Genomic DNA, 26,868 nt, shown 5'->3' with positions numbered 1-26,868 from the left:
TGGAATGGTGGGCCCGGTCTGCTTTCGGTAGTGGCTTGTTCGCTTCCATCGCTACCGGCGCCAACATCTATCACATCAGTGCGGAGCGCGTTCGATCATTGCCGATCGATCTCCCCACCCCGGAGGAGCAGCGCCGCATCGCCGACTTCCTCGACGCCGAGACCGCCCGCATTGATTACCTACTCAGGATGGTTGAACGGCAACGGCAACTCGTCAACGAGCGAGAAGAGGTCGCCCTCCCCCTCACCATCTCGGGTTCCCTGCTGGGCGACGGAGCAGTAGCTACTGGCGTGCCGTGGCTGCCCGCCATGCACCCTCAAGCACAGCTAGTGCCACTGATTCGCGTCCTCCAGCTTCAGCGAGGTGTTGACCTCCCCGAAATGCAACGTGTCAACGGGCCAGTCCCCGTCATTACCACAGCAGGCGCAAGCGGTTGGCACGATCAAGCCATCGCGTCCGGCCCTGGGGTAGTGATTCGACGATACGGATCCCGCGGCAATGTGCACTGGGTGGAAGGCGGATATTGGCCACACAACACGACACTCTACGTAAAGAACTTCAACAGCAACGACCCACGTTATTGCTATCACGTCCTCCGCGCTCTGCCCTATGAAATGGAGCAAGCTCGGTCCGCTATCCCAGGAGTCAATAGAAACGACTTGCATCGACAACGTGTCGCGCTCCTGCCCAGCGACCTCCAACTTCGCGTAGCGAACGCCCTGGATCTCAGCATGGAGAAATTCACACAAACGCGTGAGCGGATCGAGCGCTCCAAGCGTCTCCTCAACGAACGCCGCCAGGCCCTCATCACCGCCGCCGTAACCGGCCAGTTCGACGTCTCCACTGCCAGCGGACGCAACGTGACGGACGGAGTGCACCCGTGAGCCCCATCCACGACGAGTCCGCCTTCGGCGACGCCATCGTCGCCGCGATGACCGAGCGCGGCTGGCGCGAGGCGCGGCCTGAGGACTACCAGGCCGATCTTGGCCTGGACACCAACGAGCTGTTCACCTTCCTCGGCAAGACGCAGATCAACGAGTGGAACGAACTCCTAGCCGTCTACGGCAACAACGTCAACGACGCCCAGCACGGCTTCGCCCGGCGCCTGGACAAGGCAATCAGCGAGGACGGCCTCCTCAACGTCCTCCGCAACGGCGTCAAGGACCGGGGCGTTCGCCTCCGCGTGGCCTACTTCAAGCCGAATCTCGTCGCCGACGAATCCGTCCTGGATGGCTACCGCGCCAACCGCCTCACCGTCGTACGCGAACTCGCCTACGCCACCAAGCAGGCCGACTGGAACCACCGGCTCGACCTGACCCTGTTCCTCAACGGAATCCCGGTCGCCACGGCCGAGTTGAAGAACCCGCTCACCCGACAGGGCGTCGAGCAGGCCAAGGAGCAGTACCGCACCGAACGCGACCCCACCGAGCTGATCTTCACCCGCCGCGTCATCGCGAACTTCGCCGTAGACCCGGACCTCGTCTTCGTGACGACCCAGCTCCGGGGCAAGAACACCCGGTTCCTACCCTTCAACACCGGCTCCAACGGCGCCGGCCTGCCCGGCGGCGCGGGCAACCCCGCCCCAATCGCGTACGGCACGTACGCCACCTCCTACCTGTGGGAACAGGTCTGGGCGCGCGACAACTGGCTCGACCTGCTCCAGCGCTACGTGCACCAGCAGAAGTCCAAGACGCCCGGCGGTGGCACCACCAAGTCGACGATCTTCCCGCGCTTCCACCAGTGGGACGTCGTGAAGAAGCTGACCGCGCACGCTGCAACCTACGGCGTCGGCCAGAACTACCTCGTCATGGCATCGGCCGGTTCCGGGAAGTCGAACACGATCGGCTGGCTTGTCCACCGCCTCAGTGACCTCCACGCCGACACCGATCCGCGCGTACTCGACCCGGAAGCCGTGAAGAAGGGCCGCGTCAAGCCGGGCGCGCCTGTCTTCGACAAGGTCATCGTCATCACCGACCGCCGCAACCTGGACGCCCAACTCCGGGAAACTGTCGGCAGCTTCTCTCAGACCGAGGGCCTGGTCGTGAAGGTCGACGAGAAGCACGGGGCGAAGAGCGAGCAACTCGCCCGCGCGCTGTCCCGTGACACCGGCAAGATCGTCACGGTCACCCTGCACTCGTTCCCGGCGCTCATCGATTACATCGAGCGGAACCCGACGGAGATAAAGGGCACCAGCTTCGCGATCGTCATCGACGAGGCCCACTCCTCGCAGTCCGGCGACGCCTCCACCGCCGTAAAGGCCGCCCTGCGTGACCTCGGCCTGGACTCAGACGCCGAGGACCAGGGCGCGAGCGCCGTCACCGTCTACGAGAAGCTGAAGAAGAAGGCCGCGGAACGCTCGCAAGCCGCGAACCTCTCCTACTTCGCCTTCACCGCCACTCCGAAGGCCAAGACGCTCGAACTCTTCGGCACGGAACACACCGTCGGCGGCAAGACCGTCTACCGCCCCTTCCACACGTACTCCATGCGCCAGGCCATCGAGGAAGGCTTCATCCTCGATCCGTTGCGCAACTACGTCACATACAACACGTACTGGAAGCTGGTGAACCAGAATCCGGACGAGCGCGAGGTGGACCCGTCCAAGGCCAACAGCCTGCTCGCCCGGTACGCGCTGACCCACGAGCACACCGTCTCCCAGCACGCAACGGTGATCGTCGAGCACTTCCTCGCGCACTCCCGCGGCCGGCTCGGCGGGCGCGCCAAGTCCATGGTGGTGACGGCCTCGCGTCACTCCGCCGTACAGATGGCACGGGCGATCAAGAGTTACATCAAGGACCGGGACTACGACACCAAGTACCCGGACCTGGGCGTTCTGGTCGCCTTCTCCGGATCGCTCACCATCGACGACGAGGAGACCACGGAGCCCAAGGAGAACGGCGGGATCGCCGAGAGCGCACTGCCGAAGGCGTTCGCGTACACCCGCGCCGACGACAAGACCGTGGCGGCTGGTGGGCGCGGACAGCAGGAGTACAAGATCCTGGTTGTCGCGGAGAAGTACCAGACCGGCTTCGACCAGCCGCTCCTGACGACCATGTACGTCAACAAGACGCTGACCGGCATCGCCGCCGTGCAGACACTCTCCCGGCTCAACCGCACCGCGGATCGCAAGTCCCAGGCCGACCTCGCGGTCCTGGACTTCACCAACGACGCCCAGGACATACAGGACGCCTTCCGCCCCTACTTCGAGGAGGCGATGACTCTCCCCTCCGACCCGAACCTGCTCTACACCGCGCAGAGCCGCGTCATGTCGGCGCCGATCATCTCCGAGTCAGAGATGGACGAGTTCGCCGCCGCATACTTTGCCGCGAAGGAGAAGGCGGCCGGTTCGCAGGCCAAATGGGAGAAGCTGCACGCTGAGCTGTACCGGTTGCTGTCCCCCGCCATCGCCCGGTTCACGCCGCTTCTCGAGAGCGACGAGGACGACGACGTGGAGACCGCCGAGGACTTCCGCGCCGACCTCAACGACTACGTTCGAAAGTACGGGTTCCTCGCCCAGATCGTGCCCTACCGGGACGCCGAGCTGGAACGGCTGCACCTCTACGGCCGCTACCTCCTCAACCGGCTTCCGCGCCGCGCCGACGGTGGCGTCGACATAGGCGAGATCGACCTCAGCCATCTGCGGGTGGAGAAGTCAGGCGAGCACGACAAGTCCCTCACGGCCGAAGGCCCTGCAGAACTCAAGGGGTTCGGCGAGGGTGCGGGCGGCGCTGCGGAGGCCGAGAAGTCGCTGCTGTCGGAGCTGATCGAGAAGTTCAACGCCAAGTTCGGCACCGACTTCACCGAGGACGACGTCAGGCGGCCGTTCGATGAGGCGAAGGCCGACGGGAAGGTGCGAGCGGCGGCCGTCGTCAACGACGAGGACAACTTCGGCAAGGTCTTCGACAAGGTCTTCGCCGACAAGATGGCCGACCACATCGATACGATCGCCGGCATGGGACGGCAGTACTTCGGACCCGACAAGGGGTTCAAGTCCAGCCTTGACCGCAGCGCGCGCCGAGCGGCCTGGCGAATGATCCGCCGCGAGGAGGGCGTGGACGAGTAGTCCCGCAACACGCACGGGAGGGTCCCGCCGTTACGCCTGTACGGCGCGGCGGTACCCTCCTGGCGGTTCGGGGCCTCAGCTGGCGACGAAACCGAGGAAGCTGGCCCACACACCTGGCTCAACGGTCAGTACGGGGCCGCTGAGCTGCTTCGAGTCTCGAATGTGCACGTGCAGGGCCGTGGCGGCGAACTCCACGCACTGGCCGCCTTCGGCACCGCTGTGGCTGCTCTTGCGCCAGGCGACCTCGACGCACTCGCCGCCATCGCCGGTGCTGTAACTGCTCTTGAACCACTCCAACTCTGGCGCAGTCGGTTCAGGGCGTCGAACGGTCATTTCTCTCCCAGTAGTTTCTGAACAAACTCCGAAGACTCACGCGGAGTGAGCGCCTGCGATCGGATGATGCCATAGCGGGCTTCGAGCTGGCGGACCTTTGCTTGGCCCGTGTACAGACGGCTGTCGCCTTGCGCTTCGGCGTAGGCGATGCGCTGCCCCTGCGCCGTGTCAATGAGGGTGAACGGCCCGCCCAGCGCCCCGTGGTCCTCCCTGTCGGTCGGCATCACCTGAACCTCAACGTTACGCTTCTGGCCGATGAGCAGTAGCTGTTCCAGCTGACCAAACAGGACCGCCCGACCACCGACGGGGCGCCGGAGCACCTCCTCATCGATGATGAAGCTCAGCAACGGTGCCGGGTGCCGGTCGTAGATCTCTTGCCGCGCCAACCGACCCGACAGCCCACGCTCGATCGCATCATCGTCGAGCAGTGGACGCCGCATCTGGAAGACAGCACGCGCGTACTCGGCGGTCTGTAACAGACCGGGGATCGCATAAACGCCATACACCGACAGCGCCACGGCTTTCGCCTCCAGCCGCGCCATGTCCCGGAAGAACGGCGGATACTGCGCCCGCGCAACCTCCTCCTTCAGCGCCAGCAACAAGCCCCCGGCCTCCAGCACCACGTCCGCCTTGTCGATGAACGCCGGCTGCGGAATCCGTCGCCCCTGCTCGAACGACGCAACGGACTGCGCCGCGTACCCCACCCGCTTCCCGAACTCCGCCCGGTCCAGCCCCGCCCGCATCCGTAGCAGCTTCAACTGTCGCCCGAACGCGGTCATCACTCCCGAACCCGGCTCGTCCTCCGGCCTCTGCCCGGCCTCCGAACCCGAACCCGAGCCCTCGTCCGTCTCGCCCTGCGTCATCGTCATCACCACCGCCTGTCCCACGTACGTACAAGCCGGACGCACGCCACGTACAGCCAGCCCGCGACGGCGCGTCACCTCTGGTCACGCTACGCCACCGAGCGGCAACGTGGAGCCATGACCAGCAATCCGCCACTCCCCGTGCGCCCCACCCGCACCGCCCAACCCGGTTTCCCCTGGCACCACTTCTCGATGCGCTTCAGCTCCACGCCGCGCGGCGCCCGTCTCGCCCGCCGCCTGGCCGGCGAGCGGCTCGACGCCTGGGGCATCCCGTACGGCAGCGCCACGCACGACACACTGACGCTGATCGTCGCCGAGCTGAGCGCGAACGCCGTGAGCCACGGCCACGTGCCCGGCCGCGACTTCCGCCTGCGTCTCTCCGCCGAGGGCACCGCTCTGCGGGTCGAGGTCACCGACACCCGGGGCGAGAAGGTCCCCGCCCTCGCCGAACCGTCGGACGACCTGGACGGAGACGGAGACGGAGGCCGCGGCCTGCTCCTGGTCGCCGCGCTCACGGACCGCTGGGGCTGGTACCCCTGCGCGGACGGCCCCGGCAAGACGGTCTGGGCCGTGCTGGAAATGGGAATGCCGTAGGCCCGCGCACCGTAGACGGCTCCATCACCAAGGCTCCCGGAGGCGGCGAGGTGGCCGGGCCTTCCCCGGTCGACCGCGGCAAACAGGGCCTGAAACGCTCGGGCATGACGGACGGATACGGCATCCCGCTGGGTCGTGTCCTGGCCGGCGCCAACCGCCATGACTGCCCGCTGCTCGCCCCGACCCTGGACCGCCTGAACGACCTGGGCCCGTTGCCCGACGACGTCACCGTACACCTGAACGCCGGCTACGACTCGGACAAGACCCGCACGCTGCTCAACGAACGCGGCCTCCACGGCCGCATCGCGCACAAAGGCGAGAAGGCGCCCATCCAGGCCAGCCAGCGCTGGCACGTCGAACGCACCCACACCTGGCAGAACGCCTTCCACCGGCTCGCCCGCTGCTACGAGCGGCGCGCCACCGTCGTCGACGCATTCTTCGACCTCACCGACACGATCATCACCATGCGCAGCCTGACGCTCGGCTGGGAAACCCCAGCCGAGCGCCTGCCTGAACTGCTCGCGGCCTGATCAACACGACCACGTGTTGCACGCCCCCTGGAAGGCGCCATGCCTGTCAGGGGCTCTTGACGCGATCCGCCTGCGTCAGCCGTCGGAGTCCGGCGCCGGGATGTAGGCGCCCGGCACGTCCTGCGGCGCGAAGATCTTCTTCTCGCCGGGGTACGGCTTGGTCCAGTTGTGCGTCTGGTACCACGTGAAGCGGTTCATCTGCGCGGGGTTGGCGAAGTCGTTGAGGGCGTTGGGCCCGGTCAGCCGCTGCTTCGACTTCCAGTTCTCCCACTTCGCCGCGACCGCCTGCATGTCCGCCGGCACCGTCGCCGGCGCCACGGCCGCCGCCTTGGGGTTCTGCGGCGCCGGGGTGTCCACGCCGCAGGAGGGCGGGGTCTTCAGACCATCGGTCAGCGGGACCCGGTTGGGCAGCACGGTGAACGGCGTGAAGTCCGCGTTCCGGGTGAACGCCCCACGCATCGGGCTGGCCGCGCTGTCCTTCTGGTTCATCGGGTGGATCCCGAGGATCTGCTCGATGGTCCGGATCATCGTGATCTGCGAGTAGTAGCGGCTGTCGACCTTGCCGTGCTGGGCCCAGGGGCTGATGACCTGGATCGGGCCACGGTTGCCGTCGACGTGGTCGAGACCGGCCTGGGAGTCGTCCTCGACGACGAAGATCGCCGAGTCCTTCCAGTACTTGCTGTGCGAGATCGTGTCGACCATCCTGCCGACCGCGAGGTCGTTGTCCGCGACCTGGGCGGCCGGGCTCGTCGGGCCTCCGGCGTGGTCGTTGGGGAGCGTGAGCAGGTTCAGGTTCGCCGGACCGTTCTTCTCGAAGTCCTGCTTCCAGATCTCGTACCGGTAGACGTCCGGGACGCTGCGGTCGATCGCCGGGAAGCCGGGCACTGACACCTTGTTGAGCGACGGGATCGGCGAGCCCGTTTCTATGGGGTAGGCGGTCTTCTGCCCGGTCGCGTCCATGTTCTTGGCGTCGCAGTACAGGTTCTGCCAGCTCGCGTCGGCCGGCTTGCTCCAGGACGACTGGAACTGGCCGAAGTCCTTGACGGACTTCCCAGCCGCCTGCGCACCGGTCCAGATGAAGCCGGACTTCTGGTGGCCGAGAGCGTCGTTCTCGGTGGCGTAGCTGCGTACGTACTCACCGGCCATGGACTCGGTGTACTCCGGGTTGTCTGCCTGCATCAGCCAGTTGTGACCCTCGCCGGAGTTCGTGCCGATGTTGTACGTGTTGTCGTACAGTCCGAACTGCTTGGCCAGCGCGTGCTGGTTCGGCGTCACGTTCTCGCCGAACTGCGTAAGCGACGGGTCGCCGTTGCCCTGGGGCATGTCACCGAAGACCTGGTCGTAGGTCCGGTTCTCCTTGACGATCAGGAAGACGTGCTTGATCGTCGAGGGGTCGCCGATGCGCGCCGGGACCGGCACCGGCTTCGCGTCGCCCTCGCCCTTGGCCAGCTCGACTGAGTTGCCGTTCCAGCCGTTCTGCTTGAAGACCTTGGCCGTCTCGGACTTGATGACGCTGTCGTCCGGCAGCGTGAACTGCGTCAGGCTCGACGTCGTGTCGTAGGTACTGTGCCCGGCCTGGTTGTTGGGGCGGCGGGCGTCGATACCACGGGTGTTGGAAACGACCACGTTCTTGCCGACGGTGGTGATCTCCGACGGGAAGTAGTCCGTCGGGAGCAGTCCGACGTAGCTGGCCGGCTCCTGCGGGGAGGTGTACCGGTAGACGGCGACCGCGTTGGCGCGGCCGAGCGTCACCAGCAGGTGACCGTCGTCGGTGAGCGTCACCGCGTTGGGCTCGTAGCCCACCGACGCCTCCGGCCACGGCTGGGTGGCGATGGTCTGCACGACCTTGTCGTTGGCGGTGTCGATGACCGACACGTCGTCGTCGGCGGTGTTGGTGACGAACACCGCCCCCTTCTTGGCGTACATGGCGGTCGGGTGCAGACCGACGTCGATGCTCGAGACGGCGGCATCCGGGTTCGCCAGGTCGATGACGCTGACCGTGCCGGTGGTGGCGGCACCGGTGGAGTGATCGGCCGGCACCTGGGTGCCGTAGGAGTTGAGCGTGGGCTCGGCCGGGGCGGTCGAGTCGCTGATGTCCCAGTCGCTGAGCTGCAGGAGGGGCTCGCCAGAGTTCGCGGTGACGTTCAGCCGGTAGTAGCTGTACGCGGTGGTATTGGTGAAGGTGTAGCTCTTGGTGAGGTGCCGCGCGTTGAAGTACTGCCCCGTGTGCTTGTCCAGATCGGTCCAGGTGCTGCCGTCGTTCGACCCCTGCAGGGTGAAGTCCTTGGGGTCGCGTCCCGGGTAGTCCTCTGCCGAGGTGAGCGAGTACTGCACCACCGCCTTGGGCTTGGCCAGCTGATAGGTCACCCAGCCGGTCGGGTTGACCGTCAGCCACTTGGTCGCCGGATCGCGGTCCTTGAGCTTCACAGCGACTTGGTTCGGCGGGTACTCACCGCTCGCGGTGACCGTGCTGACCTGGTCGAGCAGGCTGCCGGGCATGGGCTTGGCCGGGCGGCCGCCCTCGTTGCTGACGTAGAGCTTGTTGCCGACCATGGCGATACCACGGGGGGCGTTGCCCACGGCCCAGCTCTGCTCGATGGCCCCCGTCGCCGCGTTCATGGCGACCACCCGGTTCTGGCCGTTGACCGCGGAGTACACGGTGGAACCGTCGGCCGAGAACACCGCCGCGCCCACCAGCGCGCGCTTGGACCCGTTCGCCGGGATCTTGACGGACGTCGGGTTGGCGAGGGTGCCGTCCGGGTTCACGGTGAACTTGGTGTAGCCGTCGGCCTGGCCCAGCCACAGCTGCGAGCCGTCGGGCGAGTACGTGGGGCCTTCCTGGCCCACGGCGTTGCTCGTGATGCGCAGGTCCGCCGACGCGTTGTTGCCGACGCGCTGCTTCACCTGCCCGGTCTTGAGGTCCATGACGACCAGCGCCATCCCACGGCTGGTGACCGAGGCCGCGACGTGGGTGCCGTCCGGGCTGACCGAGGACGACATGATCTTGCCATTGTTGACGACGAGGCGCTCACCGTACGGGGCGATGTACTGGTCGGCGGAGATGACTTGGCCCTTAGCGGTGACCTGGCCGACCTGGTCGGTGCCGAACTGGTTCGTCTGAGCAACAGCGGTGCCCGTGACGGCGAGAGCGACAGCGATGCCCGCCGCTACCAGAGAGGTCCGGCGGCCAACACTCCTACCGAAAAGGCTGATCTGCTCCTTCTCGATACTCCGACGCTGCCGTGTGACCTGCATGGGTTATCCCTTCGGGGTGGTGGAAAGCAGTTCGACATTGCCGTCGAACTGCCAAAGCGGGTTCGGTGCGTCCCCGGTCGGGGTCCGCACCAGGAAGTAGCCGTTCACTTCCTTCGGTCCGTCACCATCGGCCACGAACCGCCCATCTGCGGTGACATCGAGCTGGTAGATGGCCGTCCCCGCGGCCTCGACGCTCGGCAGATGCCAGGAGACGACGCAACGCCAGTCATTGCCCGGCCCCTGTGCGGCGACCTGGCCGCCCCCCTTGTTGCACGCCGCCGTGACCTTCAACTGCGCCTCGGTGACGTCCGGGCGGTGGAGCTGCTTGGTCTGCATGCGGTAGAGGTGCGCGAATGCCGTGGCGACCGACCGCTGCACCTTGTCCTGCTCGATCCCGGAGCCCATCGACGGGGTCGCCACGGCGACGACCCCGACCGTGAGGGCAGTCAGCCCGGCCAGCGGCAGGAGTCCCGTCGTGATCGCGCGGCGCCCCGAGCCGTCGTAGCTCAAGTTGGTGAAGTCGCGCCGCAGGAAGAGCCGGTACGCCAGGGCCGTCGCGACCACCGCCCACACCAGGCTGACCACGATGCCGATCAGGAGCGGGCCGAGCTGCGCCGGGCTGGTGAACAGGCCGTTCCAGGCGATGAAGGCGTAGCCGGGCAGGGCCAGACGCACGGCCACGGGCAGCGGCAGCATCTGGGCGAGCTGCATCGCGAGCGCGACGAGCGCGGGCAGCAGCAGCCCCATCGGGGACCGCCCCAACGCGACCGACCCGAGCAGTCCGATCGCGGCGAGGGCCAGGGTCGGGGCGAGTACGCAGACCCAGGCAAGCAGGACCTTGACGGCGGCGTCCGACGGCGTCAGCAGGTGGCCGTCGAGTCCGACCAGCGGCTGGTTGCCGACCGCCACGACGCCGCCGACCGCGCTGGAACAGGCCAGCCCGGCCACGAGCAGCAGGATGACGGTGAGGCTGGCCAGTGCCTTCGCTGCGAAGATCCGGCGGGGCGACCGGACCGCCACGAGCAGGTGGCGCCAGGTGCCGAGCCGGTCCTCGGAGGCGAACACATCGCCGGCGACCACCGAGACCAGCAGCGGGAGCGCCCAGGTGCCCGAGAACCCGAGCACCACCAGCGATCCGGCCCACCCTGTGGCGTGCATCCAGCGACCGAAGAGGGTGTCGGAGGGGAGCGAACTCTGCAGGCTCACCGCGGCAACGAAGAGCCCTGGCGCGATCCAGCAGGCGAGAACCAGCAAGCGGATACGCCATTGCGAGACCAGCTTGACCAGCTCGAAGCGGTAGACGCGCGGAACCGGGACGTGGTGGGCGCTGGCAACGGTGTCGTCGGCGATGGTCGCGGTCATCGGCCGGCCTCCTGCTGTTCGGTGAGGGCGAGGAACGCGGCTTCGAGCGGCGACACCACGGGGGCGAGCTCACGCAACGCGATGTCCGCGTCCACGAGCCCCACCACCAGTTCGTCGAGGGCGGGCACCAGCGCGCGCACGACGAGCACCTCGGCGTCGTGCCGTGGCCCGGCGTCGTCGACCACCTGGACCCCGGCCGCGTCGGCAGCCAACAGGCGGGCGGCCTCGGGATCGGAGGTGCGCAGCCGGTAGTCGAGTTCACGGTCCTCGGCGGCCAGCTTGCTCAGCGGGCCGGAGAAGACGACCCGTCCGGTGGCGAGGATGGTGACCTCGGAGCACAGTGCCTCGAGGTCGTCCATGCGGTGGCTCGAGAGCACGACGCTGGTTCCGTCCGCCGCGAGCCGGGTGAGGACACCGTGTACGTGTCTTTTGCCGACCGGGTCGAGGCCGTTGGAAGGTTCGTCGAGCACGAGCAGCCGAGGTTTGGTGAGCAGCGCGGCGGCGAGCCCGAGCCGCTGACGCATCCCGAGGGAGAAGCCGCGGGCCCGGTCGTCGGCGACATCGGTGAGCCCAACCTGCTCGAGCACGTCATCGATCCCCGTGGTCCGCGCGTCGAGGCCGCGCAGAGCCGCCAGCGCGGCGAGGTTCTGCCTGGCGGTGAGCGAGGGGTAGAGACCGGGCCCGTCCACGAAACCGGCGACCCCGCCGGGAGCGGCGAGCCCCCGCCCGACCGGCGTACCCAGGATCTCGAGGGAGCCGCCGTCGGCGACGGCCAGGCCCAACAGGAGACCGAGCAATGTCGTCTTGCCGGCGCCGTTCGGTCCGACCAAGCCGTGGATCTGACCCTGCGCCACACCCAGATCGATACCGTCGAGTGCGACGACATCGCCGAAACATTTGGTGATCCCGCGAGCCCGGATCGCGAGCAATGTGTCCATGAGTCCCTTCTTTCACAGCCCTCGAGGGACCGTAGGGATGGCATATGACACAGGCATGAACAACGACTTGAACATTCATGGAACGGAATTTAGCGATCGTGTTCACGACAATACAGGCAAGTCAGTGCATACGGTACCCTCTTGCGGTCCGTCGCACGGGACGACCGAGCGGCTCATGGGCGGCGCGGGCCGGGTCGCCGTAGTGCCTGAGCACGTACGGGGCCGCGCTGACCTGTCCCGCCGTCGCCCGGTCGCCGTACCGTCGTTATGAGAGGCTCCTCATTAAAGGCGGATAGAGGTTTGTGTTGATCGCGGGCGCAGAGCAACCGGCCATGACCGGAAAGAGGCCCCCCGGACACTTCCGAGCCCCCGCCGCTGGACTGAAGATCGCCCCACCAGGGACACTTGCCCTTTACCCTGCCGAAAGCCGGTGCGGAAGCGCGCACCGGCCGGCGCACGCACACACGGGGGCAATGTGCCGCAGCAGCAGCCGATCGCCGGTCGGTACGAGCTTCTGGAGCCGCTCGACAACGGCGGCATGGGGGACGTGTGGCGCGGCTACGACGCCGTGCTCGACCGGCCCGTCGCCGTGAAGCTGATCCGGCAGCAGGCCGTCGTCGGCTCGCCGCAACTGGCGGAGGAGTTCGCCAAGCGTTTCCGCCGTGAGGCCCGGATCACCGCACGGATCCAGCACCCGGGCGTGCCGCAGGTGTACGACGCGGTGCTCGACGACACGTACGAGCGGCTGTTCCTGGTCATGGAGCTTGTGGACGGGGTGTCGCTGTCCGCGTACATCCACTCGGAGCGGCTGCTTCCTGTCAGTTGGGCGGTGGCCGTGGCGGCGCAGGTCGCCACCGTGCTGTCGTACGCGCACGAGGTGCCGGTGATCCACCGCGACCTCAAGCCCAGTAACGTCCTGGTCGCCCGCGACGGGACGGTGAAGGTCCTCGACTTCGGGATCGCGGCCATCCTTCGGACCGATGTCACCAAGCTGACCGCGACCGGTAGCCCCATCGGCACCTACCAGTACATGGCGCCCGAGCAGGTGCGCGGCGGGCGGACCACCCCGCAGACCGACCTGTACGCGCTGGGCTGTGTGTTGCACGAACTGCTCAGCGGACGGCTGCTGTTCACGGCGGACAGCGAGTACATGGTGATGCACCAACACGTCAACGCCGCCCCCACCCCGCTGCGGGCGCTGCGCCCCGACGTGCCGCAGGAGCTGGAGGACCTCGTCCTGCATCTGCTGCTGAAGGCGCCGGAGGCGCGGCCCGCCGATGTCCAGGAGGTGTACGAGCGGCTGCGGCCGTTCCTGCCGCCGCCCGGTGTGAAGCCCGCGCCCGGGGAGGCGGGACCGGCGGGGGCTCCGGACCCGACAGGGATCTTCCGCCACCCGTACGCGCCGCGCGCCCGTGCGGGGGTGGCCCGGTCCGCGCCCGTGGCAGTCGATCCGAACGGCGGGCAGGCCGCGCCCGGTCCCGTTCCCGTACCCGCGCAGTTGCGTGCGGAGATCGACGAGGCGTACGCGCACTCCGACGCGCTCCTGGACGAGGAGCGGTTCGCGCAGGCCGCCGAGGTACTCGCGGAAATCATCGAACCGGCCGCACGCGCGCTCGGCGCGGAGAGCCGGAAGGTCCTGGAGCTACGGACGCGCCGCGCCGCGATCCAACTCCTCGGCGGGGACTACCGGGCGGCTCTGCCCGAGTTCGACGCCCTGGCTGACGCGTACGCGCGCACCGGCGGCCCCACCGGCGAGTCGGCGCGCGCCTGTCGCGCCCAGGCCGCGCGCTGCCGCGCCGAGCTCGGCCAGGTCACCGACGCACTCGCCGCGCTGCGCGGTCTCCTCGACGTCGTACGGACCGTCGACAGCGACCTCACCGAGGAAGCCGTCGAGCTGCGCCGCGACATCGGGATGCTGTTGCTCGCCCAGGGCCAGGCGGTCGAGGCTCATCGGATTCTTCGGCCGCTGTACGACGACCTGTGTCTCGTCTTCGGGCCCGGCGACGAGATGACCACAGAGGTCGGCGAGGCGCTGGCTCTGATCGGCCTCGACCTCGACGGGCCGACCACCTGACGCCTGTCGCCACGCCACCCTTCAGTTCGCTTCCTCGGAGAGTCCACCCATGCCCCAACTCGCGTTCGACATCGGTTTCTGCGCCCAGCTCGGCAAGCTCCAGGGCAGCGTGAAGCAGGGGGTGTTCGACGCCTGGGAGAAGTTCGAACGCCTCACCCTGGACCAGCTGTTCAAGGATCCCGGGCTGAAGCTGGAGAGCCTGAAGCGGGCCCGTGATCCCCATATCCGGACCATCCGGATCGACCAGGGGACGCGCGGTGTCGTCCTCGCACCCGACAGCGGTGACACGTACGTCCTGCTGCGCGTAATGCCGCACGACAAGGCGATCGACTGGGCCATCAAGCAGAAGGCCAGCATCAATACGGTCACCCGGGCCGTCGAGATCCGTGACATCGCGATGCTCGACGAGCTCACCCCCGCGTACGAGCGCATCGCTCCCGCTCCGGACCGGCGGTTGTTCGCGAAGGTGTCCGACGGGGACCTGACGGCGCTCGGCATCGACGAAACCACCCTGCGCCAGGCGCGCGCCCTCACCGACCTCGAACAACTGGAGGTCTTCGCACCGTACTTCCCGCAGGACCAGCGCGAAGTCCTCGAATACCTCGCCGCGGGCTTCACCGTGGAGGAGGTGTGGCGGGACGTGGTGTCCGTCAGCCTCTCCGCCAGGCCCGCCGACGACTCTCCCGTGGACACCGGCGACTTCGCGACCGCCATCCACCGCACCCGTACCCGGATCGCGCTCGTCACCGGCACCGAAGAGCTGCGCGACATCCTCGACAAGCCGTTCGCGGCCTGGCGGGTCTTTCTGCACCCCTCCCAGCACAAGGTCGCCTACCGGGCCTCGTACTCCGGGCCCGCGCAGGTCACCGGCGGACCCGGAACCGGAAAGACCGTCGTCGCACTGCACCGGGTGCGCCATCTGCTGGGGTATCTGCGTGACGGCGACCGCATCCTGCTGACCACGTACACCAATGCGCTGGTGGGGGCTCTGCGGGCCGGGCTCACGACTCTGGTGGAGGACGAGACGCTGCGTGACCGGGTGGACATCATGACCGTCGACGCGTTCGCGGGCCGCATCGTGTCCACCGCGCGGCGGCCGCTCCGGGGCGGCGAGGAGGAGACGCGGTGGGAGCAGGCCGCGACGGCCACCGGGTTCACCGGCACCGCGCAGTTCCTCGCGCAGGAGTACAAGCACGTCGTCCTCGCGCAGAATCTGCGGACCCTGAAGGAGTACGAGGACTGCGAGCGGCGCGGACGCGGCAGCGCGCTGCCCACTTCGGCCCGCGCGCTGGTGTGGCGCACGATCGAGGAGTTCACCGGGCGGCTCACCGCCGACGGGCTCCGCACCTACCTCGGTACCTGCGCGGAGGCCGCGGATCTGCTGGAGGCAGGTGGCCCGCGATACCGGCATGTGGTCGTCGACGAGGCGCAGGATCTGCACCCCGCGCAGTGGCGGCTGTTGCGTGCGGCGGCCCCGGCGCGCCCCGACGACCTGTTCATCGCGGGCGACCCGCATCAGCGCATCTACGACTCGAAGGTGTCGCTGAAGTCCGTCGGGATCAAGGTGGCCGGCCGGTCGGCGAAGATGCGCAAGAACTACCGTTCCACGCACGAGATCCTCTCCTGGTCCACCGCGCTGCTCGTCGGCCGGCCCTTCGAGCAACTGGCGGACGACGCGGCCAACGAGACCCTGCTGGGCTACCGCTCGGCCCTGCACGGCAACGGGCCCGAGGCGCGCGGGGCGGACTCCGAGGAAGCCGAGCTCGACGCGCTCGTCGTGCGCGTCCGTGGTTGGCTCGACGGTGGGATCGCTCCGGGTGAGATCGGGGTCAGCGCCCGGTTCAACAAGAACTGCGACAAGGCGGCGCAGCGGCTCAAGGACGCGGGCATCCCGGTCACACGCCTGCGGGGCGATGCGCCTTCCGACGCGGACGCCGTACAGGTCGGCACGATGCACTCCTTCAAGGGGCTGGAGTTCCGGTGCGTCGCGGTCATCGGTGTGAGCGACGGGGCGCTGCCGTACCCGCGTGCCGTGACCCCGGCCGACATCGACCGGCTCCAGCACGAGTCGGACCTGCTGGCGGAACGCTGCCTCCTGTTCGTCGCGTGCACTCGGGCCCGGGACGGGCTGCACGTGTCATGGTCGGGCACGCCGAGCGAGTTCCTGGTGGAGGCCGGGGTAGGTCAGGCCTCGTAGGCGGGACGAGCGGAGCCGGGGCGTTTCAGCGCCAGGGCCGCCGGCGCCGCCGGGGCGCCCTTCGGTCCGCGGATGCCCGGGAAGGCGTTGATGTCGACGACGACGGGCGCCCCCTCACGGTCCAGCAGGTCGACACCATAGACGTCCAGGCCGAAGACCTCACCAGTGTGGAGGGCGAGTCATCGACCCGGACTTCTCCGGCACCGAGGAGTAGACCTCGCTGCTGCTGGTCATCGCCCGGGACCACTACCAGCCGGCCGCGTACCGGCCACAGGCCTACGCCCGGCCGGGAGTGGACTTCCCGCGGTGGTGGTGGTCAGATCACGGTCACCGGGTGACGCACCACTGCGTCGAACAGAAAGCCCTGCGTGTTGGGCACGGCGGTGTCCGGCTGGGTGCGGCCGGCCGTGTCGGTGGCGCGGGCCAGGAGGTGAGTGTCGCCGGCCTTGTCGGGCCTCCAGGTCAGGGACCAGCGGGTCCAGGTGCCGGCACCGGGCCGGTCGTGGAGGCGGGCGGGCCGCCAGCTCGCCCCGCCGTCGGTGCTGACATCGACCCGCGCGATGGCCCCCGCGCCCGACCAGGAGCGGCCGTGCAGCACCTGCCCCTTCCCCGCCCTGAACCTCGCCCCGCTCGCAAGCTCGAAGGCGCTCCTGACCACCTGCCGGGTCAGCGGCGCGCTGCCCTCCTCCGGGTACGCGGGGCCGAACAGACGGTAGAAGATGGTGTTCCAGGGCGAGTAGAGCGGCTGCGTGGACACCTCGATGTCGCCGACCCACTTGATCGACGCGATCCCCACCCACGACGGCGCCAGCACCCGCACCGGATACCCGTGGTCGTACGGAAGCGGCTCGCCGTTCATCTCGTACGCCAGCAGCACGTCGTCCAGCGCCTTGGCCAGCGGCATCGGACGGCGTACCCGCCCGAGGTTCTCGCCGCCGCTGAAGAACTCGGTGTCCAGACCGCGCGGCTGCACATCCTCGGCGTACGAGGACAGCCCGGCCTTGCGCAGGACGTCGGCCAGGCGCACCCCGCGCCAGCGCGCGACGCCGATCGACCCCATCGTCCACGGAGTGCCGGTGACCGTATCGCCCTGCTGCGTGGTGAAGTAGCTGCGGCCGGTTCCGGCGCACTCCACGAACGCTGTACGGGTCACGGCGGGCATGGCGCGCAGATCGTCGTATCCGAACTCCACCGGCCTGTCCTCACCGGGCGCTCCGCGCAGCCCGCTGCCCCACAGCCTCAGCCGCCAGTCGGCGGCGTCCAGGACAGGGGTGGCGGTGTGGTTGCGCACGAAGAACAGTTCGTTGGGTGTGTGGTGGCCGGTGCCGCGCAGCGCCTCCCAGCGGGTCTCGGCGTTGGTGTCGCGCCGGATGAACCACTCGGGCGGCAGCGGCTTGACAATCGTGGGATCGGCGGCGTGGGCGAGGTTGGGCACGGGGAGCGCGGCCCCGGCGGTGGTCGCGGCGAGCAGGGTCAGGAGCCGACGGCGGGTGACCCCGTCCGCCCTGGCGTCCCCGGAGAGCCACTGGCTCAGCCTGTGGCGGTCGTACGCGGATTCGTCGTGGCGGCCGGCGGAGATGGGTGAAGGCATGACAGTTCCTCATCGTTGAGACGGCAGACTGACATGGGAAAGGACAGCGCGAGCGGGCGCACAGGCCGACGCGCCGAGAAGGCAGCCGAGGTCCACAGCGCGGCAGCGCGTCAGAGACTCCAGCGGCAGCATGTCGGGATGCAAACACGCGGCGGCAGAAGGCGTCAACGGGGCGATCTCGCCGCTCGGTTGGGCATATCTGCGCCAGACGCACGTGTTGATCACCGACTGTCTGGAGGTCCGGGGTGCCGGTCGAGATTCTGACGGCGCGGTCGTAGGCGCTCTCCCTGCGGCCCGAACATGATCAGGTATTCGACCGGTCCACCGGGTCCGGCGTTCGCGACTCCGTGAGCGGTGCGGGTGTCGAACTCGGCCACGTCCCCGGCGCTCAGGACGAGGTCCTGCTCGCCGAGCGCCAGCCACAGCCGCCCGTACAGGACGCACAGCCATTCGTACCCGTCGTGGGAGACCTGCCGCGGCCGCGCCGGCGGCGCGTCGACGGCGGGCAGGACGTGCTTGTGGGCGTGCAGACCCCCCACGTACCGGGTCAGCGGCAGCACCGCCTTGTCGTCGCCGGGACGCTGCGGCATCGGGGTGCGCGGTCCGGCCGCGGCGACGGCTGCGGTGCCGGCCAGCTCGTCCAGGGAGACGTCGTACGCCTTTGCGAGCTGCAGCAGTACCTCCAGAGTCGGCTTGCGCCGGCCGGTCTCGATCCGCGACAGCGTGCTCAGCGAGATGCCGGTCGCGCGGCTGACGCCGGTGAGTGTGGCGCCGCGCTGCTCGCGCGCGGTCCGCAGCCGGGGGCCCATGGCCGCCAGCGTGTCGGCTATGCCGCCGTCCGTCATCGTCACCGTCGCCCCGCTCTCTCCGGCCATGCCGCCTCCACAGCCCTGTCCTACCAGTTTGCCAGGATGGCAAGAGTGCTCGCGTCGGCGGCCGCCGCGCCGCATGATCGGTGGGTAACCACGGCCGCCCGTGAACCGAGGAGAAGCGATGCACCAGCCCGCGCCGTCCGCCGACCTGCGCCACCGCACCATCGAGGCACCCGCCGGGCGCCTGCACCTGGTCGAGCAGGGCACCGGACCGCTTGTCCTGCTCGTCCACGGCTTCCCCGAGTCCTGGTACTCCTGGCGCCGCCAACTCCCAGCCCTCGCGGCGGCGGGGTACCGCGCCGTGGCGCTCGACGTGCGCGGCTACGGCCGCTCCTCCAAGCCGGCCGCGACGGACGCCTACCGGATGCTCGACCTGGTGGAGGACAACGTCGCTCTGGTGCGCGCCCTGGGCGAGGAGAGGGCGGTGGTCGTCGGGCACGACTGGGGCTCCAGCATTGCGGCGGCCTCCGCCCTGCTCCACCCAGAGGTCTTCCGCGCCGTCGGACTGCTGAGCGTCCCCTACGCGCCGCCCGGTGGCCCCCGCCCCACCGACGTCTTCGCGCAGATGGGGGGCGACCAGGAGTTCTACGTCTCGTACTTCCAGGAGCCCGGCCGGGCCGAAGCGGAGATGGAACCTGACCTCCGGGGCTGGCTCGCGGGCTTCTACGCGGCCATGTCCGCCGACACCATGCCCGCCCAGGGCGAGCCCGACCCGCACTTCGTGGCCCGCGCCGGCGGCCGGCTGCGCGACCGCTTCCCCGTCGGCAAGCTGCCCGCCTGGCTGACCGAGGACGACCTCGACGTGTACGCCGGGGAGTTCGAGCGCACCGGCATGACCGGGGCCCTCAACCGCTACCGCAACATGGACCGCGACTGGGAGGACCTCGCCCAGTACGGCGGCGCCCCGATCAAGCAGCCTTCCCTGTTCATCGGTGGCGCCCTGGACGCCTCCACGACCTGGATGGCCGACGCGATCGACGCCTACCCAGCCACCCTCCCCGACCTGGCCTCCGCCCACATCCTGGACGGCTGCGGGCACTGGATCCAGCAGGAGCGTCCCGAGGAGGTCAACCGCCTGCTGACCGCCTGGCTCGCCTCCCTCCAGGGCTGAATCGTCGGGTGTGCCGGCCGGGCTCCGTCGCAGGAGAACCCCGGCCGGCACACCCGAGGGCAGCGCCCGAACCTCACGCCCGCTCAGCGCCGCGCGTCCCCCGGCGCGAGCAGGCTGGTCACCTCGGCCATGGCCTCCGCCGAGTGCGGCGAGGACGTCCTCGGTCCGGATCGAGGACCCGGCCGAAGCGGTGCGGTAGTAGCGGACCTTCGCGGTGTCGCCGATGCCGTGGCCAGACTTTGAACTCACTGATGACAAAGTATGGACTTACTCGGCAGAAGTCCCCTAACGTGACGGCGCAATCGTAGGAGTGCCGACTCTTCGGCATCAGCATCCGCGTTTCCGTATAGCTCGACCGGAGTGCGATCCGGCGGCCTCCGGTCCCGTCCTGGAGGACCGATGCATCCACATCCGTTCCGCCGCGCCCGAAGACAGCTCACCGCTCTGCTCGTCGGCGGCTTCCTCGCGGGCGGGATAGCGGCCGCGCCCCCGTCTCCCGCCGCACCCGCCGACATCCCGCCTCAGGAACCCGGTGTCACCCTGCGCGTCTTCGACACCCAGCTCCCGCTCGGAAAGCTGTGCACGCTCAAGCCGGGCCAGACGCCCAACCACGACAAGCTGATGCCGACCGTGGACTGGTCCTCGACCGACGACTTCGGCGGATTCGCCGACAACTTCTCGGCCCAGGCCTCCGGTTACCTCGTCATCCCCGCCAACGGGACGTACACCTTCCGTCTCACCAGCGACGACGGGTCACGGCTCACCATCGACGACCGTGAGGTCATCGACCACGACGGGCTGCACGCCGCCGAGCCCAAGGACGGGGCCGCCGAACTCACCGCAGGCTCCCACCCGTTCCGCATCGACTACTTCGAGCGCGAGGGCGGGCAGCAGCTCACGCTCGCCTGGAAGCCGCCGGGCGCCACCGGCTTCACCGTCGTGCCGCGCGAGTCGCTGACCACCGACGCCGGGGTCGTACGGGTCACGTCGCCGGGCCGCAAGGAGTGCGAGGCCGGCGCGGACAGCCCCGGTGACGGACTGCCGCTCACCGACGTGCGCCCCGACCTCACCCTCACCGACCTGCGCCCGGACGGGTTCGAGCCGCAGGTCACCGGCATGGACTGGCTGCCCGACGGGCGGCTCGCCCTCAGCACGTGGGGTGGGTCCCAGAACAAGGCCGGAGAGGTGTATCTCCTCGACCATGTCACCGGGAACACCAGCCGCGACAAGGTGACCGTCAAGAAGGTCGCGAGTGGGCTGCGCGAGCCGATGGGCATCAAGTACGTCGACGGCTCCCTCTACGTGTCGCAGAAGCACGAGCTGACCCAGCTCGTCGACACCGACAAGGACTCCGTCACCGACGAGTACCGCACCGTGGCCACCTGGCCCTACAGCGGGAACTTCCACGAGTTCGCCTTCGGGCTGCTCTACCGCGACGGGTACTTCTACGTGAACCTGTCCGTCGCCATCAACTACGGCGGGGCGACCACCACCCCGCAGCCGGCCCCGGGCCGCGGCGCCACGTACCGGGTCAGCAAGAAGACGGGGAAGATCCATCCGGTCGCGGGCGGTCTGCGCACGCCCAACGGGATCGGCTGGGGTCCGGGCGGTGACATCTTCACCACCGACAACCAGGGCGGCTGGCTGCCGGCCAACAAGCTCGTCCAGATCAAGCAGGACCGCTTCTTCAACCACTACACCGAGCCGTCGGGCCCGTTCGACGACCATTCCGTCACCCAGCCGGTGCTGTGGATGCCGCAGAACGAGATCGCCAACTCCCCCAGCACTCCCCTGTACTTGACCAAGGGGCAGTTCGCCGGACAGATGCTCATCGGTGACGTCACCTACGGCGGGCTCCAGCGCGGCTATCTCGAGAAGGTGAAGGGTCAGTACCAGGGAGCCGTGTTCCGCTACACGCAGGGGCTCGAAGCCGGCGTCAACCGGATCACCTTGGGCCCTGACGGGGCGATCTACGCGGGCGGCCTGGGCGCCGACGGCAACTGGGGTCAGGAAGGCAAGCTCAGGTTCGGCCTGCAGAAGCTGACGCCGAATGGCGGCAACACCTTCGACATCAAGGAGATGCGGGCCGTGCCCGGCGGCTTCGACCTGGAGTACACCCAGCCGGTGTCCCAGGCCACCGCCGAGAAGCTGGCCTCCCGCTACCAGGCCGAGCAGTGGCGCTACACCCCGACGTCGAGCTACGGCGGGCCGAAGATCGCCGAGGAGCGGCTCGCCGTCCGCTCGGCGACGCTCGCCGACGACGGACGCACGGTCCGGCTGCGCCTCGACGGGCTCAAGCCCGGCCGCGTCGTGCACGTGCGCTCGCCGCGCCCCTTCGCGTCCGCGTCCGGCGACACGCTGTGGAGCACGGAGGCCTGGTACACGCTCAACGCGCTGCCGGGAAAGCAGCCGCCTCCCGCCACGCTGTACGAGGCCGAGGAGGCGCGCCTGACCGGCACGGCCGGCGTCAACACCGACCACACCGGGTACTCGGGCAGCGGCTTCGTCGACCGCTACGACACCGCGGGCAAGGTGGCCACGACGTTCGACGTGACGGTCCCCGAGGCCGGCGAGTACGACGTGAACCTGCGCTACTCGAACGGCCCCAACCCCTTCCAGGGCACCAAGTCCCTCTCCCTGTACGCCAATGGGGAGAAGCTACGCCAGACGAAGCTCCCCTCCACGGGCACGTGGGACGCCTGGTCGACCCGGACCGAAAGCGTCAGCCTGCGCGCGGGCCACAACACCCTCGCGTACCGCTTCGACGCCGGAGACACCGGTCATGTCAACCTCGACCTGATCACCGTGCGTCCGCACGACGCCCCGGTCGCCCTCTTCGACGGCACCACCGCCTCCCAGGCGCAGTGGCAGCATGGGGACGGGCGGCGCGTGGAGTGGCCGCTCGCCGCCGAGCAGTCGATGGAGGTGTGTTGCGGCGACATCCGCACCAAGGAGGCCTACCAGGACTTCAAGCTGCACGTGGAGTTCCGGGTTCCGCTGCTGCCGGACGACGTGACCGGCCAGAACCGCGGCAACAGCGGCGTCTATCTTCAGGAACGCTACGAAGTGCAGATCCTCGACTCGTACGGTGACACCACGCTCGACACCAACGAGGCCGGGGCGATCTACCTGAAGAAGGCCCCCGACGTGAACGCGGCGACGGCGCCGGAGACCTGGCAGACGTACGACATCACGTTCCGCGCGGCACGGTTTGACGACAACGGCCGCAAGACCGCCGACGCGCGGGTGACGGTCGTGTGGAACGGTATGAAGGTCCACGACGATGTCGCGATCGACGGGCCGACCGGCGCCGGTGCGCCGGAGGGGCCGTCGGCCGGGGCGATCCGTCTGCAGGACCACGGGAACAAAGTGCGGTTCCGCAACATCCAGGTGCAACTGCTGAGTTGACGCACACGTAGCGAAGTCGCGCAGCGGTGGGGCGCGCCCACGCGGTTGTGGGCGCGCCCCTGTCCCGTTCTCGGAGGGTGTCAGAGAGCTTTGAGGATGTCTTCGACACGCCACTTGGCGTCGCCGGACGGGCTGTATGTGTCGTGGTCGGGCACGCCGGGCGAGTTCCTGGTGGAGGCCGGGGTCTGTCAGGCCTCGTAGGCGGGCCGAGCGGAGCCGGGGCGTTTCAGCGCCAGGGCCGCCAGGGCCGCCGGGGCGCCCTTCGGGCCGCGGATGCCGGGGAAGGCGTTGACGTCGACGACGACCGGCGCGCCCTCGCGGTCCAGCAGGTCGACACCGTAGACGTCCAGGCCGAAGACCTCGCCGGTGTGGAGGGCGAGTCGGGTCCAGGCCTGCGGCAGTTCACGGACCAGTGGCGCCGGCCGCGCGCCGTCCGGGCCTGCGCCCACCGGAGCGGGGCGCACCCCGGTGAACACCTCTCCCGCGATCACCCACAGCTTGTGGTCCCAGCCGCTGTTCGTGACGAACTCCTGGAGGACAACGGGCTCGTCGGGCCACTTCGCGGCAAGGTCCCGGAGCTCGGCCGGGCCGTCCACCCGGGCGACCAGGTCGGCACGCCGGTTGTGTCGGCTCTTTACCATGAGCGGATAGCCGCTCTCCGGCCGCTCCGCTCCGGGCAGGGCTTCGGACAGTGCGTCCAGGGTCCTGGTCCGGGGCATCGGCAGACCGGCGTTTTCGGCCACGGCGGCGATCCGGCTCCGGTCCTGGCACAGCTCCGTCGCAGCGGCGGAGTTCACCACCCGCGCGCCGTGTGCTTCGAGGCGACGGGCAAGTGCCAGTGCCCGGGAGGTATGGGCCTTGAGCAGGTAGACGTCCGCGAGATCGTCCGGGTTCAACAGTGCCGAGGGGGACCCGGTTCCGGTGTCCGGGTCCAGGAACGTCACCTGGTGCTCCGCCCCGATCAGTACGGAGGCGGCAGCGGCAAGCAGCGGGTGATTCGGCTTGTCGGTCAGCAGACACACCCTCATATCCGGGCAGCTCCCGCTACGGCCGCCAGCATGCCCGCGTCGGGGTTCGGGTGCGGGTTCAGGTCCGCGTTCGGATTCGGGTGAGGCTGTCCGTGGGGCAGCTGCGGCTGCGCGGGAATGCATGCGCCCGGAGTGAGTACGCCCGTCCTGGCTGCGCCGCCAGTCCTGGCCAGGTCGAGGACGGCTCCGGCCAACCGGGATACGGCATCCGGGACCTGACGGAAACTCGGGAAGTCGTTGATGTCGACGATCACGGGGCCGTCGGGGCCGAGCACCACGTCGATGCCGTACAGATCCAAGCCGAAGACCGCCCCCACCTTCGCCGCCGCTGCGGCCACCTCGGCGGGCAGCGGGACGGCTCCCTCTTCGGCCGGCCCGTCCGGGTGGAGCGGGGAGCTACGCAAGGTCGCGTGGAACTCACCCGCGAGACAGTAGACCTTCAGGTCGGAGCCGGGGTTGGGCACGTAGGGCTGTGCGATCAGCTGTCCCTCCCCCGCCTGCTGCACCTCCGCCAGGTGCCCGGGGTCCGGCACGAGCCGCACCCCCCGCCCCGAGCTGCCGTCCGCGGGCTTGACCACCAGGGGGAAGTGCTCGTCGGTCACGTCCGCGAAAAGCTCGGCCCGAGGCGCCGAGTAGGTCACCGGAACGGGTAGCCCGTGGTGTCGCGCGATGACAGATGTGAGGGCCTTGTCGCGCACCGCGCGGATCGACCGGGCATCGTTCACCGTGGTCAGACCCACGGCCGCCGCGGCCTCCAGCAGGGTGAGTCCGGGGCCGCCGGACACGGTCTTGAGCACCCAGGCGTCATGGGTCCCCGCCCGCACCTCCTCCGAGATCCGCAGCAGCGAGGCCCCGGGGCGCACCACGTCCACCTGGTGTCCCCACGCCGTCAGTCGGCGGGCCACGTCAAGCGGCAGGCCGTCATGCCGGTACAGCTCTTCGACGAGGAAGCAGAGCTTCATCCGAATACCCCTCGGTGCCCTCATGGCTGATGAGGGCAGAACGATGCCTTGCGGTGCTCCTTCGAGCACCACCAAAAAGGCAACGCTACGTCACGCTTACCCCAAGGCAACGCCGGACGGGCGTTACTGACGGCACGTTTCCTCATTCGAACAGATCTTCGTCGGGCGGGCACCTCGCAGGGAAGTGCCTTGCAGCGGCCGAGTCTGCCACCGGGTCACGGGGTTACGGGTACCGGAGCACGGGTCTGTACCGAGGAACCGGCAGACGCCGGGCGCGCACGGTCCGGACCGTGCGCGCCCGGCGTCTGCCGACCTGTCGGAAGAAGCCTTGTCAGAAGAAGACCCCGCACCGCAGCAGCACGTTCGCGTACGGTCGTGCCTCGCCCGTCCGCACCACCAGCCGGGCGTCCGCGGACAGTGCCTTGAGTTCGTCGTGCGGTACGTGGGCGAGTCCGGGGAGGCGCTCGTCCAGGAGCTGTGCGGCCTCCGGGTTGGCCTCCCGTACTTCGTGTGCCGCTGTTGCGCCCTCCACCACCAGTTCGTCCAGCAGTCCGTCGAGCACCTCGGCGAACGAGGGGACACCGGCCCGGAAGGCCAGGTCGACGAGGCGGGGGCCGGCCGGGATGGGCATGCCCACGTCGCAGATCAGCACGCCGTCGCCATGACCCAGCTCGGCCAGTGCTCCGGCGAGATGGCGGTTGAGGATTCCGGCCTTCTTCACAGCGCGGAGACTTCCTCTGCGCTCGGGAAGGACGCCTGCGCGCCCTGCCGGGTGACGGCCGCCGCACCGACCCTGACGGCGAACGCGGCGGCCTCGGTGAGTTGCTCCCCCAGGCCGAGCCGCCAGGCCAGGGCTGCGGTGAACGCGTCGCCCGCCCCCGTCGTGTCCACAGCCTCGACCTTGGGGCTCGGTACGGGGACGACCTCACCCGTACGGCTGTCGGCGACGAGCGCGCCCGCCGCACCCAGCGTGACCACGACCGACCGCGGACCGAGCTTCAGCAGTGCTCGCGCCCACTCCTGAGGCGTGGCGCCGGCGGCTTCGCCCAGCATGTAGCGCGCCTCGTGCTCGTTGACGACCAAGGGGTCGCAGGCGGCCAGCACATGGTCGGGCAGGGGCGCGGGCGGGGACGGGTTCAGGACCAGCCGGGTGCCGGGTGCCAGGGCACCGGCCACCTCGGCAACCGTCTCCAGCGGAATCTCCAGCTGTACGGAGACGACCCGCGCCGCCTCGAAGAGGGGGCCCGCCGCCCGGATGTCCTGCGGGGTCAGCCGGCCGTTGGCCCCCGGCGACACCACGATACTGTTGTCGCCGGAGGGGTCCACCGTGATCAGCGCGACTCCGGTCGGTGCCCCGCCCACGAGGACACCCTCGGTGTCCACCCCCGCCGCCCGCTGCGATTCGAGCAGCAGGCGGCCGTGGGCGTCGTCGCCGACCCTGGCCAGCAGGGCGGTGACGGCCCCGAGGCGGGCGGCGGCCACCGCCTGGTTTCCTCCCTTGCCGCCCGGGTGGACGGCAAGATCGGAACCGAGCACGGTCTCACCGGGGGCCGGACGGCGTTCGACACCGATGACCAGGTCGGCGTTGGCCGAGCCCACGACCAGCAGGTCGTACCGGTGGTGGTCGTTGACGTGCATTGTTCCTGCTTTCCGAGGTCGGACGCTGCTCAGAGCCTGTCGGGTGGCCTTC

The 26,868-nt window shown here is 69.1% G+C and carries 18 protein-coding genes and 2 pseudogenes; 8 read left to right on the top strand and 12 right to left on the bottom strand.

What is annotated here, in order from left to right:
- Positions 1-35: 35 nt before the first annotated feature.
- The gene (locus ACZ7L9_RS19600) at positions 36-884 is read left to right on the top strand and encodes a restriction endonuclease subunit S (protein ID WP_471416399.1); all 849 of its coding nucleotides are present in this window, start codon (positions 36-38) and stop codon (positions 882-884) included.
- Positions 881-4,060 carry a type I restriction endonuclease subunit R gene (locus tag ACZ7L9_RS19595; RefSeq protein WP_471416398.1) on the top strand — a complete coding sequence of 1,060 codons (3,180 nt, stop codon included), beginning with the start codon at positions 881-883 and terminating at the stop codon, positions 4,058-4,060. The genes ACZ7L9_RS19600 and ACZ7L9_RS19595 overlap by 4 nt, the downstream gene beginning before the upstream one ends.
- A 75-nt stretch (positions 4,061-4,135) precedes the next feature.
- Here ACZ7L9_RS19595 and ACZ7L9_RS19590 read toward each other — a convergent pair whose 3' ends face one another.
- Positions 4,136-4,393: a DUF397 domain-containing protein gene (locus tag ACZ7L9_RS19590; RefSeq protein ID WP_471416397.1), complete on the bottom strand. Its 258-nt coding sequence runs from the start codon at positions 4,391-4,393 to the stop codon at positions 4,136-4,138.
- The gene (locus ACZ7L9_RS19585; protein ID WP_471416547.1) at positions 4,390-5,256 is read right to left on the bottom strand and encodes a helix-turn-helix domain-containing protein; all 867 of its coding nucleotides are present in this window, start codon (positions 5,254-5,256) and stop codon (positions 4,390-4,392) included. Before ACZ7L9_RS19585 ends, ACZ7L9_RS19590 begins: the two co-directional genes overlap by 4 nt.
- Before the next feature lie 117 nt (positions 5,257-5,373).
- On the opposite strand from ACZ7L9_RS19585, the gene ACZ7L9_RS19580 reads away from it, so the two are divergent.
- Positions 5,374-5,850, top strand: a complete 477-nt coding sequence (locus ACZ7L9_RS19580) for an ATP-binding protein (protein ID WP_471416396.1) — start codon at positions 5,374-5,376, stop codon at positions 5,848-5,850.
- Positions 5,851-5,861: 11 nt separating this feature from the next.
- Positions 5,862-6,380, top strand: a pseudogene (locus ACZ7L9_RS19575) (transposase); the annotation flags it as partial.
- A 75-nt stretch (positions 6,381-6,455) separates the two neighbouring features.
- Here the strand turns inward: ACZ7L9_RS19575 and ACZ7L9_RS19570 are convergent.
- From ACZ7L9_RS19570 to ACZ7L9_RS19560, 3 genes are read right to left on the bottom strand one after another with little or no spacing between them, the layout of a single operon-like run.
- Positions 6,456-9,635: an alkaline phosphatase family protein gene (locus tag ACZ7L9_RS19570; protein WP_471416395.1), complete on the bottom strand. Its 3,180-nt coding sequence runs from the start codon at positions 9,633-9,635 to the stop codon at positions 6,456-6,458.
- 3 nt (positions 9,636-9,638) lie between these two features.
- A complete protein-coding gene (locus tag ACZ7L9_RS19565) occupies positions 9,639-10,997 on the bottom strand; it encodes an ABC transporter permease (protein WP_471416394.1) in 1,359 nt (452 codons plus the stop codon).
- Entirely contained in the window at positions 10,994-11,935 is a 942-nt protein-coding gene (locus ACZ7L9_RS19560) for an ABC transporter ATP-binding protein (protein WP_471416393.1), read from the bottom strand. The genes ACZ7L9_RS19565 and ACZ7L9_RS19560 overlap by 4 nt, the downstream gene beginning before the upstream one ends.
- A 475-nt stretch (positions 11,936-12,410) precedes the next feature.
- Here ACZ7L9_RS19560 and ACZ7L9_RS19555 point away from each other — a divergent pair, with 475 nt between their 5' ends.
- The gene (locus ACZ7L9_RS19555; protein WP_471416392.1) at positions 12,411-14,009 is read left to right on the top strand and encodes a serine/threonine-protein kinase; all 1,599 of its coding nucleotides are present in this window, start codon (positions 12,411-12,413) and stop codon (positions 14,007-14,009) included.
- 49 nt (positions 14,010-14,058) lie between these two features.
- Complete coding sequence (locus ACZ7L9_RS19550) at positions 14,059-16,206, top strand: UvrD-helicase domain-containing protein (RefSeq protein WP_471416391.1); 2,148 nt, start codon at positions 14,059-14,061, stop codon at positions 16,204-16,206.
- Here ACZ7L9_RS19550 and ACZ7L9_RS19545 read toward each other — a convergent pair.
- From ACZ7L9_RS19545 to ACZ7L9_RS19535, 3 genes and pseudogenes are all read right to left on the bottom strand, one after another.
- Positions 16,194-16,382 (bottom strand): annotated as a pseudogene (locus ACZ7L9_RS19545) (ATP-grasp domain-containing protein); the annotation flags it as partial. The gene ACZ7L9_RS19550 and the pseudogene ACZ7L9_RS19545 overlap by 13 nt on opposite strands.
- Before the next feature lie 140 nt (positions 16,383-16,522).
- The gene (locus ACZ7L9_RS19540; RefSeq protein ID WP_471416390.1) at positions 16,523-17,797 is read right to left on the bottom strand and encodes a sulfite oxidase; all 1,275 of its coding nucleotides are present in this window, start codon (positions 17,795-17,797) and stop codon (positions 16,523-16,525) included.
- Positions 17,798-18,018: 221 nt separating this feature from the next.
- Positions 18,019-18,642 carry a helix-turn-helix domain-containing protein gene (locus ACZ7L9_RS19535; RefSeq protein ID WP_471416545.1) on the bottom strand — a complete coding sequence of 208 codons (624 nt, stop codon included), beginning with the start codon at positions 18,640-18,642 and terminating at the stop codon, positions 18,019-18,021.
- 148 nt (positions 18,643-18,790) lie between these two features.
- Between ACZ7L9_RS19535 and ACZ7L9_RS19530 the strand changes: the two genes are divergently transcribed.
- A complete protein-coding gene (locus ACZ7L9_RS19530; RefSeq protein WP_471416389.1) occupies positions 18,791-19,780 on the top strand; it encodes an alpha/beta fold hydrolase in 990 nt (329 codons plus the stop codon).
- Positions 19,781-20,179: 399 nt separating this feature from the next.
- A complete protein-coding gene (locus tag ACZ7L9_RS19525; protein ID WP_471416388.1) occupies positions 20,180-23,188 on the top strand; it encodes a 3-keto-alpha-glucoside-1,2-lyase-like domain-containing protein in 3,009 nt (1,002 codons plus the stop codon).
- Positions 23,189-23,376: 188 nt separating this feature from the next.
- Here the strand turns inward: ACZ7L9_RS19525 and ACZ7L9_RS19520 are convergent, their stop codons facing one another.
- The 4 genes from ACZ7L9_RS19520 to ACZ7L9_RS19505 all read right to left on the bottom strand — a co-directional run bounded on the left by ACZ7L9_RS19520 (position 23,377) and on the right by ACZ7L9_RS19505 (position 26,816).
- Positions 23,377-24,216, bottom strand: coding sequence for an ATP-grasp domain-containing protein (locus ACZ7L9_RS19520; protein WP_471416387.1), 840 nt, complete (start codon positions 24,214-24,216; stop codon positions 23,377-23,379).
- Positions 24,213-25,178 carry an ATP-grasp domain-containing protein gene (locus tag ACZ7L9_RS19515; RefSeq protein WP_471416386.1) on the bottom strand — a complete coding sequence of 322 codons (966 nt, stop codon included), beginning with the start codon at positions 25,176-25,178 and terminating at the stop codon, positions 24,213-24,215. The genes ACZ7L9_RS19520 and ACZ7L9_RS19515 overlap by 4 nt, the downstream gene beginning before the upstream one ends.
- A 331-nt stretch (positions 25,179-25,509) precedes the next feature.
- A complete protein-coding gene (gene rbsD / locus ACZ7L9_RS19510; RefSeq protein ID WP_471416385.1) occupies positions 25,510-25,899 on the bottom strand; it encodes a D-ribose pyranase in 390 nt (129 codons plus the stop codon).
- A complete protein-coding gene (locus ACZ7L9_RS19505) occupies positions 25,896-26,816 on the bottom strand; it encodes a ribokinase (RefSeq protein ID WP_471416384.1) in 921 nt (306 codons plus the stop codon). The genes rbsD and ACZ7L9_RS19505 overlap by 4 nt, the downstream gene beginning before the upstream one ends.
- Between the last annotated feature and the right edge of the window lie 52 nt (positions 26,817-26,868).

Source organism: Streptomyces sp. NPDC111516 (assembly GCF_055635345.1).
The sequence above is the reverse complement of the archived record's forward strand: the minus strand, read 5'-3'. Positions and strand labels throughout refer to the sequence as shown.

What these genes read in the sequence shown, in the direction of transcription:
- ACZ7L9_RS19530 (WP_471416389.1), top strand. Translation starts at nt 18,791, where the DNA reads ATGCACCAGCCCGCGCCGTCCGCCGACCTGCGCCACCGCACCATCGAG.
- ACZ7L9_RS19580 (WP_471416396.1), top strand. Translation starts at nt 5,374, where the DNA reads ATGACCAGCAATCCGCCACTCCCCGTGCGCCCCACCCGCACCGCCCAA.
- ACZ7L9_RS19525 (WP_471416388.1), top strand. Translation starts at nt 20,180, where the DNA reads ATGCATCCACATCCGTTCCGCCGCGCCCGAAGACAGCTCACCGCTCTG.
- ACZ7L9_RS19535 (WP_471416545.1), bottom strand. Translation starts at nt 18,642, where the DNA reads ATGACGGACGGCGGCATAGCCGACACGCTGGCGGCCATGGGCCCCCGG.
- ACZ7L9_RS19520 (WP_471416387.1), bottom strand. Translation starts at nt 24,216, where the DNA reads ATGAGGGTGTGTCTGCTGACCGACAAGCCGAATCACCCGCTGCTTGCC.
- ACZ7L9_RS19570 (WP_471416395.1), bottom strand. Translation starts at nt 9,635, where the DNA reads ATGCAGGTCACACGGCAGCGTCGGAGTATCGAGAAGGAGCAGATCAGC.
- ACZ7L9_RS19515 (WP_471416386.1), bottom strand. Translation starts at nt 25,178, where the DNA reads ATGAAGCTCTGCTTCCTCGTCGAAGAGCTGTACCGGCATGACGGCCTG.
- ACZ7L9_RS19560 (WP_471416393.1), bottom strand. Translation starts at nt 11,935, where the DNA reads ATGGACACATTGCTCGCGATCCGGGCTCGCGGGATCACCAAATGTTTC.
- ACZ7L9_RS19550 (WP_471416391.1), top strand. Translation starts at nt 14,059, where the DNA reads ATGCCCCAACTCGCGTTCGACATCGGTTTCTGCGCCCAGCTCGGCAAG.
- ACZ7L9_RS19505 (WP_471416384.1), bottom strand. Translation starts at nt 26,816, where the DNA reads ATGCACGTCAACGACCACCACCGGTACGACCTGCTGGTCGTGGGCTCG.
- ACZ7L9_RS19540 (WP_471416390.1), bottom strand. Translation starts at nt 17,797, where the DNA reads ATGCCTTCACCCATCTCCGCCGGCCGCCACGACGAATCCGCGTACGAC.
- ACZ7L9_RS19590 (WP_471416397.1), bottom strand. Translation starts at nt 4,393, where the DNA reads ATGACCGTTCGACGCCCTGAACCGACTGCGCCAGAGTTGGAGTGGTTC.
- ACZ7L9_RS19585 (WP_471416547.1), bottom strand. Translation starts at nt 5,256, where the DNA reads ATGACGCAGGGCGAGACGGACGAGGGCTCGGGTTCGGGTTCGGAGGCC.
- ACZ7L9_RS19565 (WP_471416394.1), bottom strand. Translation starts at nt 10,997, where the DNA reads ATGACCGCGACCATCGCCGACGACACCGTTGCCAGCGCCCACCACGTC.